We start from the raw sequence: 13933 nt of genomic DNA, 5'->3' as shown, positions 1-13933 counted from the left end.
CTCTGCTCCCACTTCGGCTACGCTCAGTGACCACCTGCTCCCCTGCTCCCCTGCTCCCCTAACTAATCATGAAATTCGGTGTTGTTGTTTTTCCCGGTTCTAATTGCGATCGCGATGTTGCTTATGTAACCAGAGATTTACTGGGGCAACCAACTCGCATGGTTTGGCATCAAGAAACAGATATTGCTGATTTGGATGTTGTGATTATTCCTGGTGGCTTTAGTTACGGGGATTATCTCCGCTGTGGTGCGATCGCGCGTTTTTCACCTGTGATGCAACAAATTGTGGAACACGCCCAAAAGGGTAAGTTTGTCCTCGGTATTTGCAACGGCTTTCAGGTATTAACTGAAGCTGGACTTTTGCCAGGAGTGTTAACTAGAAACCGAGATTTACATTTTATTTGCGATCGCGTCCTCTTGAAAGTTGAGCGTACTAATCTATGGACGCAAGCTTATACAACTGGTGAAGTTATCACTTTGCCCATTGCCCACGGAGAGGGGCGATTCTACGCTGATGCAGCCACTCTGGCAAAAATTGAAGATAACGGACAAGTCATATTTCGCTATGAAGGGGAGAATCCCAACGGTTCACTAAACAACATTGCCGGGATTAGCGATCGCCGGGGCAATGTGTTGGGAATGATGCCGCACCCAGAAAGGGCATCAGACGCAATGTTAGGGGGTAGTGATGGCTTGAGGTTGTTTCAAGGCTTACTAGAGAAAATAGCGGCATTAGCGTAGAGCAAATATCGGTCAAATAAGTTGAGCGTTTTGCGATCGCTGTCTGTAGAAAAATGTTCATCTATCTTTCAGACAGCGATTTATTTTTTCCGAACGACGCATTAGTAAAGGTTTGGGGTTAGCAATGCCTGCGGTAAATGCTCGCCTACGCACCTCAAATTGTAGTAGAAAAACATTTGGGTAAAATTATTTACCAATTTGAAAAAAGAATGTGACAAGTAGACCATTTGTAGAGACGCGATTCATCGCGTCTTGACTCAAGAATGTGTTGCAATCATTAATTGAATTGATATAGGTTAAAATTTAGAGGTTGCGTGTTTTAATCTTTTAGTAGACTTACAAAAGTCCGCGTACACAAAAAACTTCCAGCCAGTTTTGGCAAGTTTTTGAAAACAAAGAGAGAAACAAACTTATGGGACTTTTCGATCAAATTCTTGGTGCCGTCGCTAATCCCAATCAACAGGGCAGCTTAGGTGAAATAGGAAGCATTGTTAACACTGTACAGCAGTTGAGCGATCGCACAGGCGCAGATCCTTCTACCATCCAATCAGTTTTGTCAGTTGTGGGTGGTCAAGTACGTTCTGCTTTACAAGACAAACAAGCTACAGATGGTAATGAAGCCACACAAAATTTAGTCAGTCAATATGCTGGTACTTCTGCCAATCCCCAAGCCGTCAATTCGTTGTTTTCTCCTCAGATACAACAGCAAGTAGCTGAAGTTGCAGCCCAACGCACTGGGTTGGATGCTGGTATCGTTCAACAATTGCTACCTTTAGCAGTACCTTTGGTGCTAAAGTTTTTGCAATCAGGAGCCAATGCTCAAAATCTCCAAGCTGGTGGAAATCCTGTCCTAAATTCTTTCTTGGATGCTGATGGTGATGGCGATGTCGATATTGCTGATGCCATCCAAATGGCTAGTCGGTATATGAGACAGTAACAGTTCTCCCCACTCTTTTGCGATAAACCAGACATCGGTAATTATACCTTGCTAGATTTTTAGCTAAGACATAGGCTGAGAACACGATCAATTTGTAAATATAAATCAGACAGTCTATGTCTAAATTGTTTGACTGTATTACTGAAGAACTGCAAGACTTTATTGCTGCCCAACATCTTTTCTTTGTTGGCTCTGCACCTTTGAGTCCTACAGGCCATGTTAACCTGTCTCCTAAAGGTCAAGACTGCTTTCGTATTTTCTCTCCCAAGCGAGTAGGTTATGTAGACCTCACAGGTAGTGGTAACGAAACATCAGCCCATTTGCAAGAAAATGGGCGGATAACCTTCATGTTTTGTGCCTTTCAAGAACCCGCGTGTATCTTGCGTCTTTACGGTCAAGGAACCACCATTTTACCGAATTCTCCAGAGTGGGATTCGTTGTATTCTCTATTTTTGCCGATACCTGGAACTCGTCAAATTATCGTCGCTGACATTGACAAAATCCAGACTTCCTGTGGTTTTGGCGTACCACTTTATGAATATCAAGGTCAGCGCCAGACTTTAGTAAACTGGGCTACTAAAAAAGGCGAAGAAGGAGTTAGAGAATATCAACAAAAGAAAAATCTTGTCAGCCTTGATGGTTTGGCAACACCACTGAGTAAATTACTCTAACTTTGTCTGATAGATTATTCTATTCATCCATATATTAGTGATTAAGTACAATACAGGATAATTGTAGGTTGGGTTGAACGAAGTGAAACCCAACAAATGCCTGAAAATGTTGGGTTGCACTTTGCTTAACCCAACCTACAATTTTTCACAAAGCCAAGCGTATTGCACTATAAGTAATCAAGCAGAAATGATATTAGAGGTAGGAGCAATTATTAGTTACAGTTAAGGATAATTGTAGGTTGGGTTGAACGAAGTGAAACCCAACAAATTCCTGAAAATGTTGGGTTACGCTTTGCTTAACCCAACCTACAATTTTTCACAAAGCCAAGCGTATTGCACTATAAGTAATCAAGCAGAAATGATATTAGAGGTAGGAGCAATTATTAGCGATCAAAGTAAAGGAGTCAGCAATCGAGAGACTCTCACAGCTAACTTGAACCAAAAAGGTTTTTTATCGTACTCATTAAGATCGACAGCAACACAGACAGCTAAATCATCCTCTAACATCTTTTTCACACTTTGGACAAACCCACACTCGGTAACAAAACCCATAACTTCAAAATTTAGGGAAAACGAGCGATTATCTAAGTTAACAGTTCCTACCCCTGCTAGATTTTCATCAATGACTATAACTTTCTGGTGCATAAACCCATTTTTGTAACGATACAACTTGATACCGATTTTTTCCATTTCGGTGTAGTAAGAGAAGGAACATAAATAAACGAATAAATGATCGGGTCGATTTGGTAAGAGAATTCGCACATCAACACCTCGCATTGCTGCCAATTTTAAAGCTGACAATGTTGCCTCATCCGGTACAAAATATGGACTAGCAATCCAGAGGTGAGTTTGAGCTTGATTAATTAATTCGACGAAAAAAAGCTTACAAGCTGGCAAATGATCTGCGGGGCCTGTAGGAAGTATAAATACAGTTTGATTATCCCGATTAATTTTTACCTGCCAGTTAACTTCGATAAGTTTTCGAGTTGCCCAATACCAATCTTGCACAAAAGAGCTTTGTAGGCTTTGTACACTTGGCCCTTCAAGCATAATATGAGTATCGCGCCAAGGACTCAAGCGAGGATTTTTTCCTAAATATTCATCACCAATATTTAGTCCACCGACAAATGCGATTTCTCCATCCACCACCAGAATTTTCCGATGATTGCGAAAATTAAATTGGAACCGATTACCCTGACCTTTAGTGGTATTAAATGCACTCACTGCAATTCCATGCTGTTGTAGAGATTGGATATAAGGGCGAGATAATTTCTTGGAACCAATTTCATCGTAAAGAAAATAGATGTTTATTCCTTGCTTGGCTTTAGCAATCAACGCTTGTCTAAACTCATTAGCCGATTCGTCATCGTTAACAGTATAGAATTGAAACAAAATATAATTTGTCGCCGATGCAATCTTTTTCAGCATCGCTTCATAAGTTTGCTGACCATTAATCAGTAATTCGGCAGCATTCCCTGATGTGAAAGAAATTTCTGTAAAAGCCTCAGCTAATGGTTGCAACTGGGCTAGATTATCTGGTGGCGCAACCTGAAATTTAATTAGTTCGCTATAAGTCGAATGAAAAAGCTTATAGTGTTGTGCATAGACTGAGCGCAGTGTTTCAGCATATCCATGAAATTTAGTTCTTCCTAAAATCCAATACAACGGAATCGCTAGCCAGGGAAAGGTAATTAGAGAAATGCTCCAGGCAATTGCCCCTTGAGAAGAACGCACATTCATCACTGCATGGGCTGCATGTATAACTCCCATGCAATGAACAACAACTGTAGCTGTGCTAAAAATAGCTAAAACACCAGCATCTACAAGCATCTTAATTTTTTTTAAGTATTGGTATAAGTAAATTCTGCCAGCAATGGCTTATGATCGGATGAACAAATTTTATCTAGCACCTTAGCACTGGCTTTCTTTACACTGATATCTCGATAAAAGATATGATCTAAAGGGGGTGATAACAGGAAGCGTTTAATTTTCTCCTTCTCATCAGGTGCGAAAATTACAGGCGTTAATCCCAATTGAGTTGTTATTTGATTGAGGATAACTGCTCTTTTGCGACTCCAAGTATTGAAATCTCCTGAAAATATTAGCGGCCCCCGATGTATAGATAAGGCTCGCTCTAATTCATTTAATTGGATTTTAAATTTATTTATATCTACAAAATTGATCAGATGAGTATTGATTGTCAGTATAGTTACGCTTTGCTCAGATAGCAGATACTCAGTGATTAAAGAAATTTTCGGAGTTTTAACAATTGGCTCATAATGTTTAGTAGTTATAACTTTTTTGGTAATTGGACTGATTGTCGAGGCTGTAAAGATTCCTGAGTAAGTTTGATGATGAATATCTACGAAGTTAGGAGCAAAACTCCAATTCATTTTCAACCATTTTGCCCATTCTTTTGCCTCTAACTTTAAAGAAAATTCTTGTAGAAATATAAGATTTGGTTGATAAGCTGCAATGATTTTTGAAAAATCTTCTAACCAAACGTTATTATAGTTTTGTTTAGCAATATTCCAACTGAGAACTTTAATTGATTGACTATTAATTTCTGTTTGAATTGAATGATTTTTATCAATTGTGAGTTCTTGTAAACGAAAAAATCTATAACCCGGAACAAATTTCGTAACTAGAGTGTTTACGTGTTCTTGAATATTAGGCATTACTAATATTAAAATGGATTTATTCTAGCTTAACGCTATTAAACAGTCGTTAGAGAAGAATAGCACGTTTGTAAAGCTATAGGCTATGCTCCATAAGCACTAGAGCTTGAACAGTGTCGGCATTGATTAGGCCATTTTCCTTGATAGAACTTACAGTTTAGCAGGGTGGCTTACGAGAGCGATCGCAATCCTAAATGATTTGTAAGAAAATTCACCCCCAGCTAACGCCGTCCCCCAATGCTTTGAGGGAACTACAAGGGGCCATAATTATCTCAAATTATCAAGCTCTAAAAAAGAATGTAGAGACATAGCATTGCTATGTCTCTGTACAAGAGTTCTAAATAACGCATATTTAATTTATAGAAATGTTTAGTAGGAATATTCCTTTGATTTGCATCTAGAATTGAAGTTGTTCTTATTTCCTATTTCCCTAAAACTCATACTGAGGAATAACTTCTGTCTCATTCTTTGCTGCATTTATCCACTCTTGCATTGCTGGAAGTGCCAAAACTGACTCTACATAATCTTTAGAAACAGTATCTAACTGCACATCATAGGCGACAAACCGTAAAACAACTGGAGCAAAAAAAGCATCGGCAATCGTGAAATTGCCAAACAAAAAATTGCCACTATCCCCAAACTTTTGACGGGATTCTTGCCAGATACTAGTAATGCGGTCAATGTCTTGTTGTACGCCGGGTTCTAAACCTTTACCAGGATATTTAGTACGGCAGTTCATTGGCATATTCTGACGCAAGTTTTGAAATCCTGAGTGCATTTCTGCACTGATAGAACGAGCTAATGCTCTTGCAGCCTTATCTTCTGGCCACCATTGCAGAGTTGTAAAAGTTTCAGCTAGATATTCACAAATAGCGAGAGAATCCCACACCGTTTGTGTATCGTGCAATAACACAGGTACTTTTCCTGATGACGAATATTGCCGAACCTTTGATGAAAAATCTGGGTTGTTATAGAGAGGAATCCGAATCTCATTGAATTCTAAACCAAATTGCTTCATCGCTAACCAAGGACGAAGAGACCAAGATGAATAATTTTTGTTGCCAATTACTAAAGTAAGTTGTGTCATATTTTTAATACCGATAAAGTTGTTCAATCCACATAGACACATCAGTTTCCGAACCTGATGAAAAAGATTTTCCGGTTACAGGGTCGTAAGCTTGCCAATAGATATTACCGTGGCGGTCAACCTTTTGCCAAACTTGTAATTCATTCGGATCTGCTAGGAGTTTTTTAACAAAATTTTCCCAAATCAAATGCAAAGATTTCCAGAAGTTGGAATGAGTTTTTTTCTGGAATGACGGACTACAATTTATTTTTATATCTTCTGTTGATAGACACCTAATGTCATTTTTCATAAAATTATTCCTGAAAGTTACTCAGTAAATAAAACAGTAACAATATCTCAGTTAGGAATCAAATCATGGCTTGCATAGGTTCTATAAATGGTATTTATAGATATGAGAAATCACTAATACAACGTTTTTGCCACAATAAAGCCAGGATGTGTATACCCTTATTCTCATCAATTGCCTATGAAATTCTCCCAACTCCGAGCCATAGTTGCAGTCGCAGATCGTGGTAATTTTAGTGAAGCAGCCTTAGAATTGCAACTTTCCCAACCTGCAATTAGTCATGCGATCGCCACCCTAGAAGAAGAATTGGGTGTGCCATTATTTGCGAGAGGTCGTCACGGTGCTGTGCTGACACCTGCTGGAGAGCGCATTTTGTATCATGCGCGTCAAGCAATGGAGCATCTAAACATGATGCAACAGGAAGCCAACCTACATAAAGGTTTACACGGTGGTCATGTGCGAATTGCAGCTTTTCGCAGCGTCGCTACGCATTTATTACCAAAAGCGATCGCTCAATTTCACAATCAATTTCCAGAAATTGCTGTCACAATCATAGAGTGTAGTGCTTTCACGGATGTAGAGCAGTGTTTGCATGATGGACGTGCCGATATTGGTATTACCTGTCTCCCAACTGGTGAAGAATTTGAAACCTGGGAAATTTTTCGGGATGAGTATGTAGCTTTACTACCACCAGATAGCAAAATTAGCAGTCCGAAAATTACTTGGGAAGACATCGCAGCCTATCCGCCAGTTTTGCTTCCTTGTACACCTTGCGGACGCATTCTTCACAACCACCTGAAGACTTTAGCAATTCCAATCAATACTGCTACCGATATTCAAGAAGATTCTACAGTCGTTAGCATGGTGAATCAAGGATTGAGAGCAGCTATTATGCCTCGTTTAGCAGCTGTACCCATTCCCCCAAAGGTGCAGGTCTACACTTTACCTACACCACTTGAAAGAGTCATTGCAACTGCAACTTTATCTAATACTCTGCAAGTACCTGCGGTATTCACCTTTTTGGAAATGTTGAGTAAATTTGATTTTTATAGTTTAGCTAAATTCACTTATTGAACGCATCCGAATTACAAACTTGTACTGAGCGTAGCCGTTGGCGCAGCCTCTCGTAGAGAAGTATTACGAATTACTTAAACCGATGCCTCCTTTAGCGAATTCTTCAACAGTTTTTTGTGAGAATTCATGAGTTGCGATCGCCTGCAACATTGCCAATGGTAAAGTTAAATGATCCGCTCCGGCTTGCAACGATGCGGCTGCTTCTTCAGGAGATTTGATACTAGCTGCCAAGATTTCTGTATCACTACCTTTGAGTATGCTAGCCATATCCCGCACTAAGGCAATACCGTCACCTAACAATCGGGTAGCGCGATTTACATAAGCTATGGCAATTTTAGCTCCTGCTTCCCGTGCAACTGCTGCCTGTGCTGCACTATAAATCGCTGTCACCGAACAGGTAATCTCTGGTGATAGACTCGCCACCACTTCAAACCCTAACGGTGTTGCGGGAATCTTCAAAATTGTTTGTGAACCAATAATCTCGAAAGCTTTTCTACCTTCAGCTAGCATCCCAGCTTTATCAGATGCCATAAGTTGATAGTATAACGGCCCATTTGTCAAGGCAACCAACTTTTTGAGCGTGGTTTCTGGTGGAGTATCGCTTTGAGATAACAGCGTGGGATTTGTGGTGATACCTTTTACCCATCCCCAAAGCTTAACAACTTCAGCTTCCGATGCGATCGCTGAATCTAGATATAGTGCCATACTTAATTCCTCACTTTTCCTATCTGCATTTCTGCTGCTATACACCCTACATCGTTCAGAAGCTTTGCACTAATATTTCTGCCAATCCCTATCAGATAAGTATTTTACCTGTTTATCTATGCCTTTTTTAACTAGTTTGGGGGTTTAAGTACCCTGGCTAACGACCGCAGAACGAATTGAAGCCTAAATCTAAATCCTCGTCACAAAACGTAATTACGAATTACGAATTACGAATTACGAATTATTCAATACCACCATTCATTCCCCTTTCCTTAAGAAATGCATCAAATGTAAACCTATCCGGTAGCGAAGTTTGTGCGCCTGGTTTTGTTGCTGTCAAAGCACCTGCTGCTGCACCCCAAACAACTGCTTGATGTAAGGAAAGTCCTTCAAAAAGTGCCGCCGCTAAACCACCATTAAAAGCATCGCCTGCGGCTACTGTGTCAACTGCATGAACTGAAAATGCGGGTACAAAAAACTCTTCTTCAGCAGTCGCACAAAAAACACCCTTAGCACCCAGCTTGACGATCGCACATTTCACATCCCGTTGCAATAAAACCGCAGCTGCTTTAGCTGCTTGTTCTTCTCCATTCACAGGAAAACCCACCAATTGCGATGCTTCAACTTCATTCGGTGTAATAATGTCCACCAATGGATACAGTTCATCTGGTAAATTAGATTGTGCGGGTGCGGGGTCAAAAATCACTTTTATGTTTGCACCTTTTGCAGCTTTAGCAGCAGCAACCACGGCATTAATCGGAATTTCTAGTTGTAAAAGTAGTGCTGTAGCTGCTGGTAAAAAGTGGGATAATCGCTCTACATCTTCTTGATTGACGCGCCCATTTGCACCAGGAATGACGACAATTTGATTTTCACCAGTCTGACTCACGGTGATAATCGCAACTCCAGAACTAACAGTTTTATCGACAAAAATGTTATCAGTCTGCACACCAGATATTTGCAAATTGTTAACAAGTTCTGTCCCAAAATCATCTGCGCCGACACGCCCCACTATCTGGGTAGGAATGCCCAATTTTGCCAATGCTACGGCTTGATTGGCTCCTTTGCCTCCCGAAACTTTAAAAAATTCTTCTCCTAGTAACGTTTCTCCTGCAACTGGCAACCGGGGTGTTGTTGCTACCAAGTCTATATTTATGCTGCCGAAGACGATAATACTCATGATGCGGATCTTAAAGTTATTCAGATTGATATTACAGGATGCCAGTAACGCAATATCATCACATATCGCATATTGACAACTACTCAACCCAGTTTTCTAATAGGAGCGTAGGAATACGAGAAAACTCTCGCACATTATTGGTGACTAGGATAACTCCTAAACTCAGCGCATGAGAAGCAATGAGCATATCCATTGCACCAATAATAAGTCCTCTACTTTCGAGATCGCTTCTGATGCTGCCGTAAATCGTTGCAGATGCTTGATTGAATTCGACAATTTCTAGAGGTAGCAGAAATTGCATCAGGGCGATGCGGTTTTTCTCTTGCTGTTGACTTTTGGCAACTCCGTATTCGAGTTCAGCAACGGTGATAGACGAGATACCAACATCAGAAATGCTAAGGGTTTGAAATTTATCCAGTATTTTTTGGGGTTTTTGCTTGATGAGGTAAATACAGATGTTCGTATCAAGCAGGTATCGCATTTAAAAGCTCTCTCTAGTGTCGAGGAGTGGCTGATCTCTAGAATTCATGAAGTCATCGGAGAAATTGTCTAGACTCTCTATTAGGGATTGCCAGGGGTTATCTTTGGCAATGAGGACAATGGCGTTACCAATTTTTTTGATATAAACTTCAGTGCCAGTGAGTTGGAAATCTTCGGGTAAAATGACCATTTGGTGAGTGCCATCAGTAGTAATTTTTGCAGTGTTCATAGTGTTTTTGTCCTTAAATTAGCTAGTATTTCATAACCTAGTCGTGCATGAAGTCCTGCTTCTTTTCTCTTTCAATTTCTTCCCGTAATCCCTGAATAAGTTGCTCTACGTATTGCTTATGTTGCAAAAAAGCTACACTATTGAAAAGTGGAAGCAGTGACTCTAAATACTTAACGCGATTCTGATATACGGGAACCCAACTTCCTACACAACTCCAAGAGCTAGGTTCTAGGCTAAGTTTTTTAAAGTCATCGAATTTTTGATTTTTATTTATAAAAAATTCTACAAATGAATGTCTTCTTTTATATGAGAATTTTGTAACTATATCAAATATAAATTCGGTAAACGGAATATCATTACATCGAGATTCTAGTAATTTCATCAGGATCTTATCTTGCCGCTCCCACAAAATTTCATGATCTTTTAAATCTGCACTGAGAATAAAGAATTTGCTAAGTCTAATAGAGCCTAAGCTAAGATACTCCTCATCCCGTTGATAAATATATTCAATGATCTGCGTCATGAAGTTCTCATAGTTGTCACATCGCCATAGGAAGGAATAATCTCGTTCATTTTCAAAATGATATGATTGATATTCTTGGCGGTAAATCCAATCCATGTATTCAAGAATGAATTCTGGATCGCGTTTTAGTATATAAGCAAAGTATTGTCCCTTATCATCTGTATCCCAGTCATTTTTTATGAATTCAAGATAAGCTTTTTTCAGCACATTCAATTGATTATCAAAAAGGTTAATCAAAACTGTATTGAATTCATATCTATGAAATAAGCACGATAATGGATAAAATTTATTGGAGTTTTTAGAAGCATTTTTCAAGAGAATTTCGACTATCTTAACCAATAAATTTTCATCTAGCGCATGATATTTTATAACAAAGTTTAAATCGTGTGGTATATCACTTACCTCACTTTCTTTATAGAGAGTATAAAGTTGCTCTAGATGTTCTTCTCTAATCAGTTCTTGAGGTAATAACTTATAAAAGTCAAACAACCACTTTCTTTTTAAAGAAAAAGAACCTTGATTAATAACTTCATAAGTTTTATCAATGCCTAAAACTTGAAATAGGTGATTTATAAGTTGAACATCATTAATATTCAGTGGATTTCCAAGAATAATGTAATTTTCTACTACATCAGCATAGAGTTGTGGATCTCGATTTGCTAGGTCAATAAAAACTCTGGTTACTTTGCTTGCAAGATGGAATATATTATGATTTCGACGTTCTGTTTCTTCCTGAATCTCAAGACATTGCTTGAAAAAACTCTTGTAGTCCTCTAAGTTGTAGTTTACAAAAAAATCATGATTTTTTTGTTGCTTAAGTTGCTCTTCTTCCTCAAAGTTATAGTTAGTTAAAAACTCTCGAATTTCTTCTTCTCTAAGTTGTTTATTTTCCTTGTTTGCTACATTGAGTTTCTGTCTCTTTGATGGATCATAAAAAAGAATTTCAGATAACGCATAGGTTTTATTGGTAAACCGTTCGCGTAAATTTTTAACAAATGGTACATTATGATGATCTAAATGATCTAAATAGCTTTGAACAACCAGACAATTTAAATAGCTACTGGTATCCAGATATGACTCAATAAAAGCAAGCACCTCAGATGAATCTTGGATAATTATTTCATTTTCTGAGACCTTGTAACCTGATGTACTGTACTTGTAAAGAAGATTAAGCACATCTTTCTTGAGAACAGGTACTTGATAAAGTTGAAATACGCTCTGCCAAATTTCTTGTCTAAGTTCTGCCATTTCTGGCGTTGCTGGTAAGGTGAAGTTAAAGATGTTGATTCCTTTCCCTTTCATCCTAGTAGTGTTAAAGTCGGTGTAAAGATAATGTTCAGCCACCGCAATAAATAGCTTTGAAAACATTATATTTTCACCATCTCTAACCCGTTCCCATAGTACATCAATTACTATCCGCTGAATAGCAAATCTATAACGATAGGATTCGTGATCAAACCCAAATCGTTCGGTAAGAAGGTAAAGCACTTGCGATATTTCGGTCGGTCGTTTTGTGACATACTCCAAAATAAGCTCTAATGCCATTTGAAGATTATTCTCATCTGAATGGTTGAATAACCCTAGTGTGCTGAGGAGAGAAAGTGATGGAATATTAGAGTTAGTCTTAATTTCCAACTTAGAGAGGTCTGCTAATTCGGGTTCCATTGCAGAAATGCATTTCTGAATATATACAAGGATGTCTGTTTGCTTGAGGAACCAGAACACCTGTATGAACTGCATCAGATTTTTTTCGTCTCCTGCATTTTGATATGTTTGCCATGCTTGATTAACGTGTGGACGTATTATCTCTATAATTCTTTTACTATCAAAAGTATTCAGAACAGGATTGAGAGCGTCAACAATTCGATACTGAAGCTCAGGGAAAAAGTGATTTATAAGAACAGCGAAATTGAGTAGTTTTTCCTTAAAGAAGGCAAGGTAAAAAAGATAGGTAGCGAGAACTTGATCCGAGACTCGCACGATCTCATTCTCGTACATATCGAGCAATTCATGATCATGTAACTGGCAAACAGCCTTCCAGAAAAGTTCTTGGCTAATGCCGAATGCTGTCTCAATTTCCTCCATCATCTTTTCGTTTGAACGATCTACCGTCCTAAAAAATGCAACAATCCCAGCGGCTTTCAAAAGGTTTTCATCACCGAGTTCTTGTAAATCTTTTTGGATTGAAGAGTAATACTGGTCGTAAAGATTAGATACATTCTTAATGCTGTCAAGTCTCTCTTCTTGTTTTGCTAACAGTGCAGCCATGATTGCAAGACGAGGATTTCCTTGTGCAATATCGGCAATTCTGTTGAGATAGAGGGGATTAATAATTTCGTACTCTTTCTTAAGTATTTGCTTTATCTGATTCTCATCCAAAGAGTTTAGCTCTACCTCAGTTCGATTTTTATAGGAATGCGCTAAGTCTTTAACTTTTTCAAAGGCATAATCTCGAACGGTAGAAATGATCTTTATATGTTGATCCTCGCGTTTATCATGAAGGATTTGAATGAAGTACTCAAATGAGTTGACCCGATTTGCATCATCTACAAAAATGAGGTGACAACCCGGTTCTGAAAAATAGACACGGAGATCCTCAAAAATATCTGCTCCTCGAACAAAAATACATCTAACCTGATATTCAGGGTGATTTGCTAAAAATTGATTGCAACATTCGAGCGCCAATCGAGATTTACCAATGCCTGCCTTGCCAGATACAATAACAAGATTACTGTTATTTAATCCTTGCGATACTTGCTCTAACTCTTCCTCTCGAAAGTGGAAAGTTGTATTAAGAGGAGTAGCCGCTTTTTTATCGTAAGCCTTAATAAATTCATCAAGATCAACGATTTGTCCTGTATCTACCTCAACTCCAAGGAAATCTCTTGCAATGCCTGGATATTTTTGGTAAAGATCATAAGATATAGGGCCAAGACCAAAGATGTTAAGGTTGACTCCCTGGTTCTGGCATTCCTCCCTCAATAAAACTTCTTCATCTGGGGAAAGCATCGATGTGTGACATAAAACTATCTCTTGGATTTTTTCAACAGATATTCCAGTTTTTACCTCATCAAAGCACTTGTCGAGGTCTTTCTTAAATTTCTGAGCAACTCCTTTCTTCTCTGTTGTGTATTCTGCAAAGACATACTTTCCATTAGATAGCACTACTAATGTATCTGGAGTTCCTGTCCTCACTTTGTCAGCGCCAATTACAGATCCAAGGGGATTAATCTGCTCATATCCTTTTTTGTGAAGGTAAGCGTCAGCAATCTTTTGGAACTTTTCACCGCTTTGTTCCCGTAGTTCGTTTTGGATCTGGTTAATTTTTGACATATAACTTTAC

The 13933-nt window shown here is 38.8% G+C and carries 13 protein-coding genes; 4 read left to right on the top strand and 9 right to left on the bottom strand.

Going from position 1 to position 13933, the window contains the following annotated elements; all coding sequences use genetic code 11:
- The first annotated feature begins 68 nt into the window (after window positions 1-68).
- From purQ to NSTC731_RS33480, 3 genes are all read left to right on the top strand, one after another.
- On the top strand, window positions 69-740 hold the full coding sequence (gene purQ, locus NSTC731_RS33490) for a phosphoribosylformylglycinamidine synthase subunit PurQ (protein ID WP_445628717.1): 672 nt from the start codon (window positions 69-71) through the stop codon (window positions 738-740).
- 412 nt (window positions 741-1152) lie between these two features.
- Window positions 1153-1677, top strand: coding sequence for a DUF937 domain-containing protein (locus NSTC731_RS33485; RefSeq protein ID WP_445628716.1), 525 nt, complete (start codon window positions 1153-1155; stop codon window positions 1675-1677).
- 116 nt (window positions 1678-1793) lie between these two features.
- Entirely contained in the window at window positions 1794-2348 is a 555-nt protein-coding gene (locus NSTC731_RS33480; RefSeq protein WP_445628715.1) for a pyridoxamine 5'-phosphate oxidase family protein, read from the top strand.
- A gap of 390 nt (window positions 2349-2738) precedes the next feature.
- On the opposite strand, the gene cls is transcribed toward NSTC731_RS33480, so the two are convergent.
- The 4 genes from cls to NSTC731_RS33460 form a co-directional block, all read right to left on the bottom strand.
- Window positions 2739-4178 carry a cardiolipin synthase gene (gene cls / locus NSTC731_RS33475; protein WP_445628714.1) on the bottom strand — a complete coding sequence of 480 codons (1440 nt, stop codon included), beginning with the start codon at window positions 4176-4178 and terminating at the stop codon, window positions 2739-2741.
- Between the two features lie 11 nt (window positions 4179-4189).
- Complete coding sequence (locus NSTC731_RS33470) at window positions 4190-5026, bottom strand: endonuclease/exonuclease/phosphatase family protein (RefSeq protein WP_445628713.1); 837 nt, start codon at window positions 5024-5026, stop codon at window positions 4190-4192.
- Window positions 5027-5456: 430 nt separating this feature from the next.
- Window positions 5457-6113 carry a glutathione S-transferase family protein gene (locus NSTC731_RS33465; RefSeq protein ID WP_445628712.1) on the bottom strand — a complete coding sequence of 219 codons (657 nt, stop codon included), beginning with the start codon at window positions 6111-6113 and terminating at the stop codon, window positions 5457-5459.
- Between the two features lie 4 nt (window positions 6114-6117).
- Window positions 6118-6402 (bottom strand): hypothetical protein, encoded by a 285-nt coding sequence (locus tag NSTC731_RS33460; RefSeq protein ID WP_445628711.1) that lies wholly within the window; start codon window positions 6400-6402, stop codon window positions 6118-6120.
- A gap of 177 nt (window positions 6403-6579) precedes the next feature.
- On the opposite strand from NSTC731_RS33460, the gene NSTC731_RS33455 reads away from it, so the two are divergent.
- Entirely contained in the window at window positions 6580-7473 is an 894-nt protein-coding gene (locus NSTC731_RS33455) for a LysR family transcriptional regulator (RefSeq protein WP_445628710.1), read from the top strand.
- Window positions 7474-7536: 63 nt separating this feature from the next.
- Here the strand turns inward: NSTC731_RS33455 and NSTC731_RS33450 are convergent, their stop codons facing one another.
- From NSTC731_RS33450 to NSTC731_RS33430, 5 genes are all read right to left on the bottom strand, one after another.
- Complete coding sequence (locus tag NSTC731_RS33450; RefSeq protein ID WP_445628709.1) at window positions 7537-8178, bottom strand: transaldolase family protein; 642 nt, start codon at window positions 8176-8178, stop codon at window positions 7537-7539.
- A gap of 241 nt (window positions 8179-8419) precedes the next feature.
- Window positions 8420-9358 carry a ribokinase gene (gene rbsK, locus NSTC731_RS33445; RefSeq protein WP_445628708.1) on the bottom strand — a complete coding sequence of 313 codons (939 nt, stop codon included), beginning with the start codon at window positions 9356-9358 and terminating at the stop codon, window positions 8420-8422.
- 79 nt (window positions 9359-9437) lie between these two features.
- Window positions 9438-9839, bottom strand: a complete 402-nt coding sequence (vapC, locus tag NSTC731_RS33440) for a type II toxin-antitoxin system tRNA(fMet)-specific endonuclease VapC (protein ID WP_445628707.1) — start codon at window positions 9837-9839, stop codon at window positions 9438-9440.
- Window positions 9840-10067 carry an antitoxin gene (locus tag NSTC731_RS33435; protein ID WP_445628706.1) on the bottom strand — a complete coding sequence of 76 codons (228 nt, stop codon included), beginning with the start codon at window positions 10065-10067 and terminating at the stop codon, window positions 9840-9842.
- Window positions 10068-10104: 37 nt separating this feature from the next.
- Complete coding sequence (locus NSTC731_RS33430; RefSeq protein ID WP_445628705.1) at window positions 10105-13923, bottom strand: nSTAND3 domain-containing NTPase; 3819 nt, start codon at window positions 13921-13923, stop codon at window positions 10105-10107.
- Window positions 13924-13933 lie beyond the last annotated feature (10 nt).

This window comes from Nostoc sp. DSM 114167, assembly GCF_052692655.1.
The sequence above is the reverse complement of the archived record's forward strand: the minus strand, read 5'-3'. Positions and strand labels throughout refer to the sequence as shown.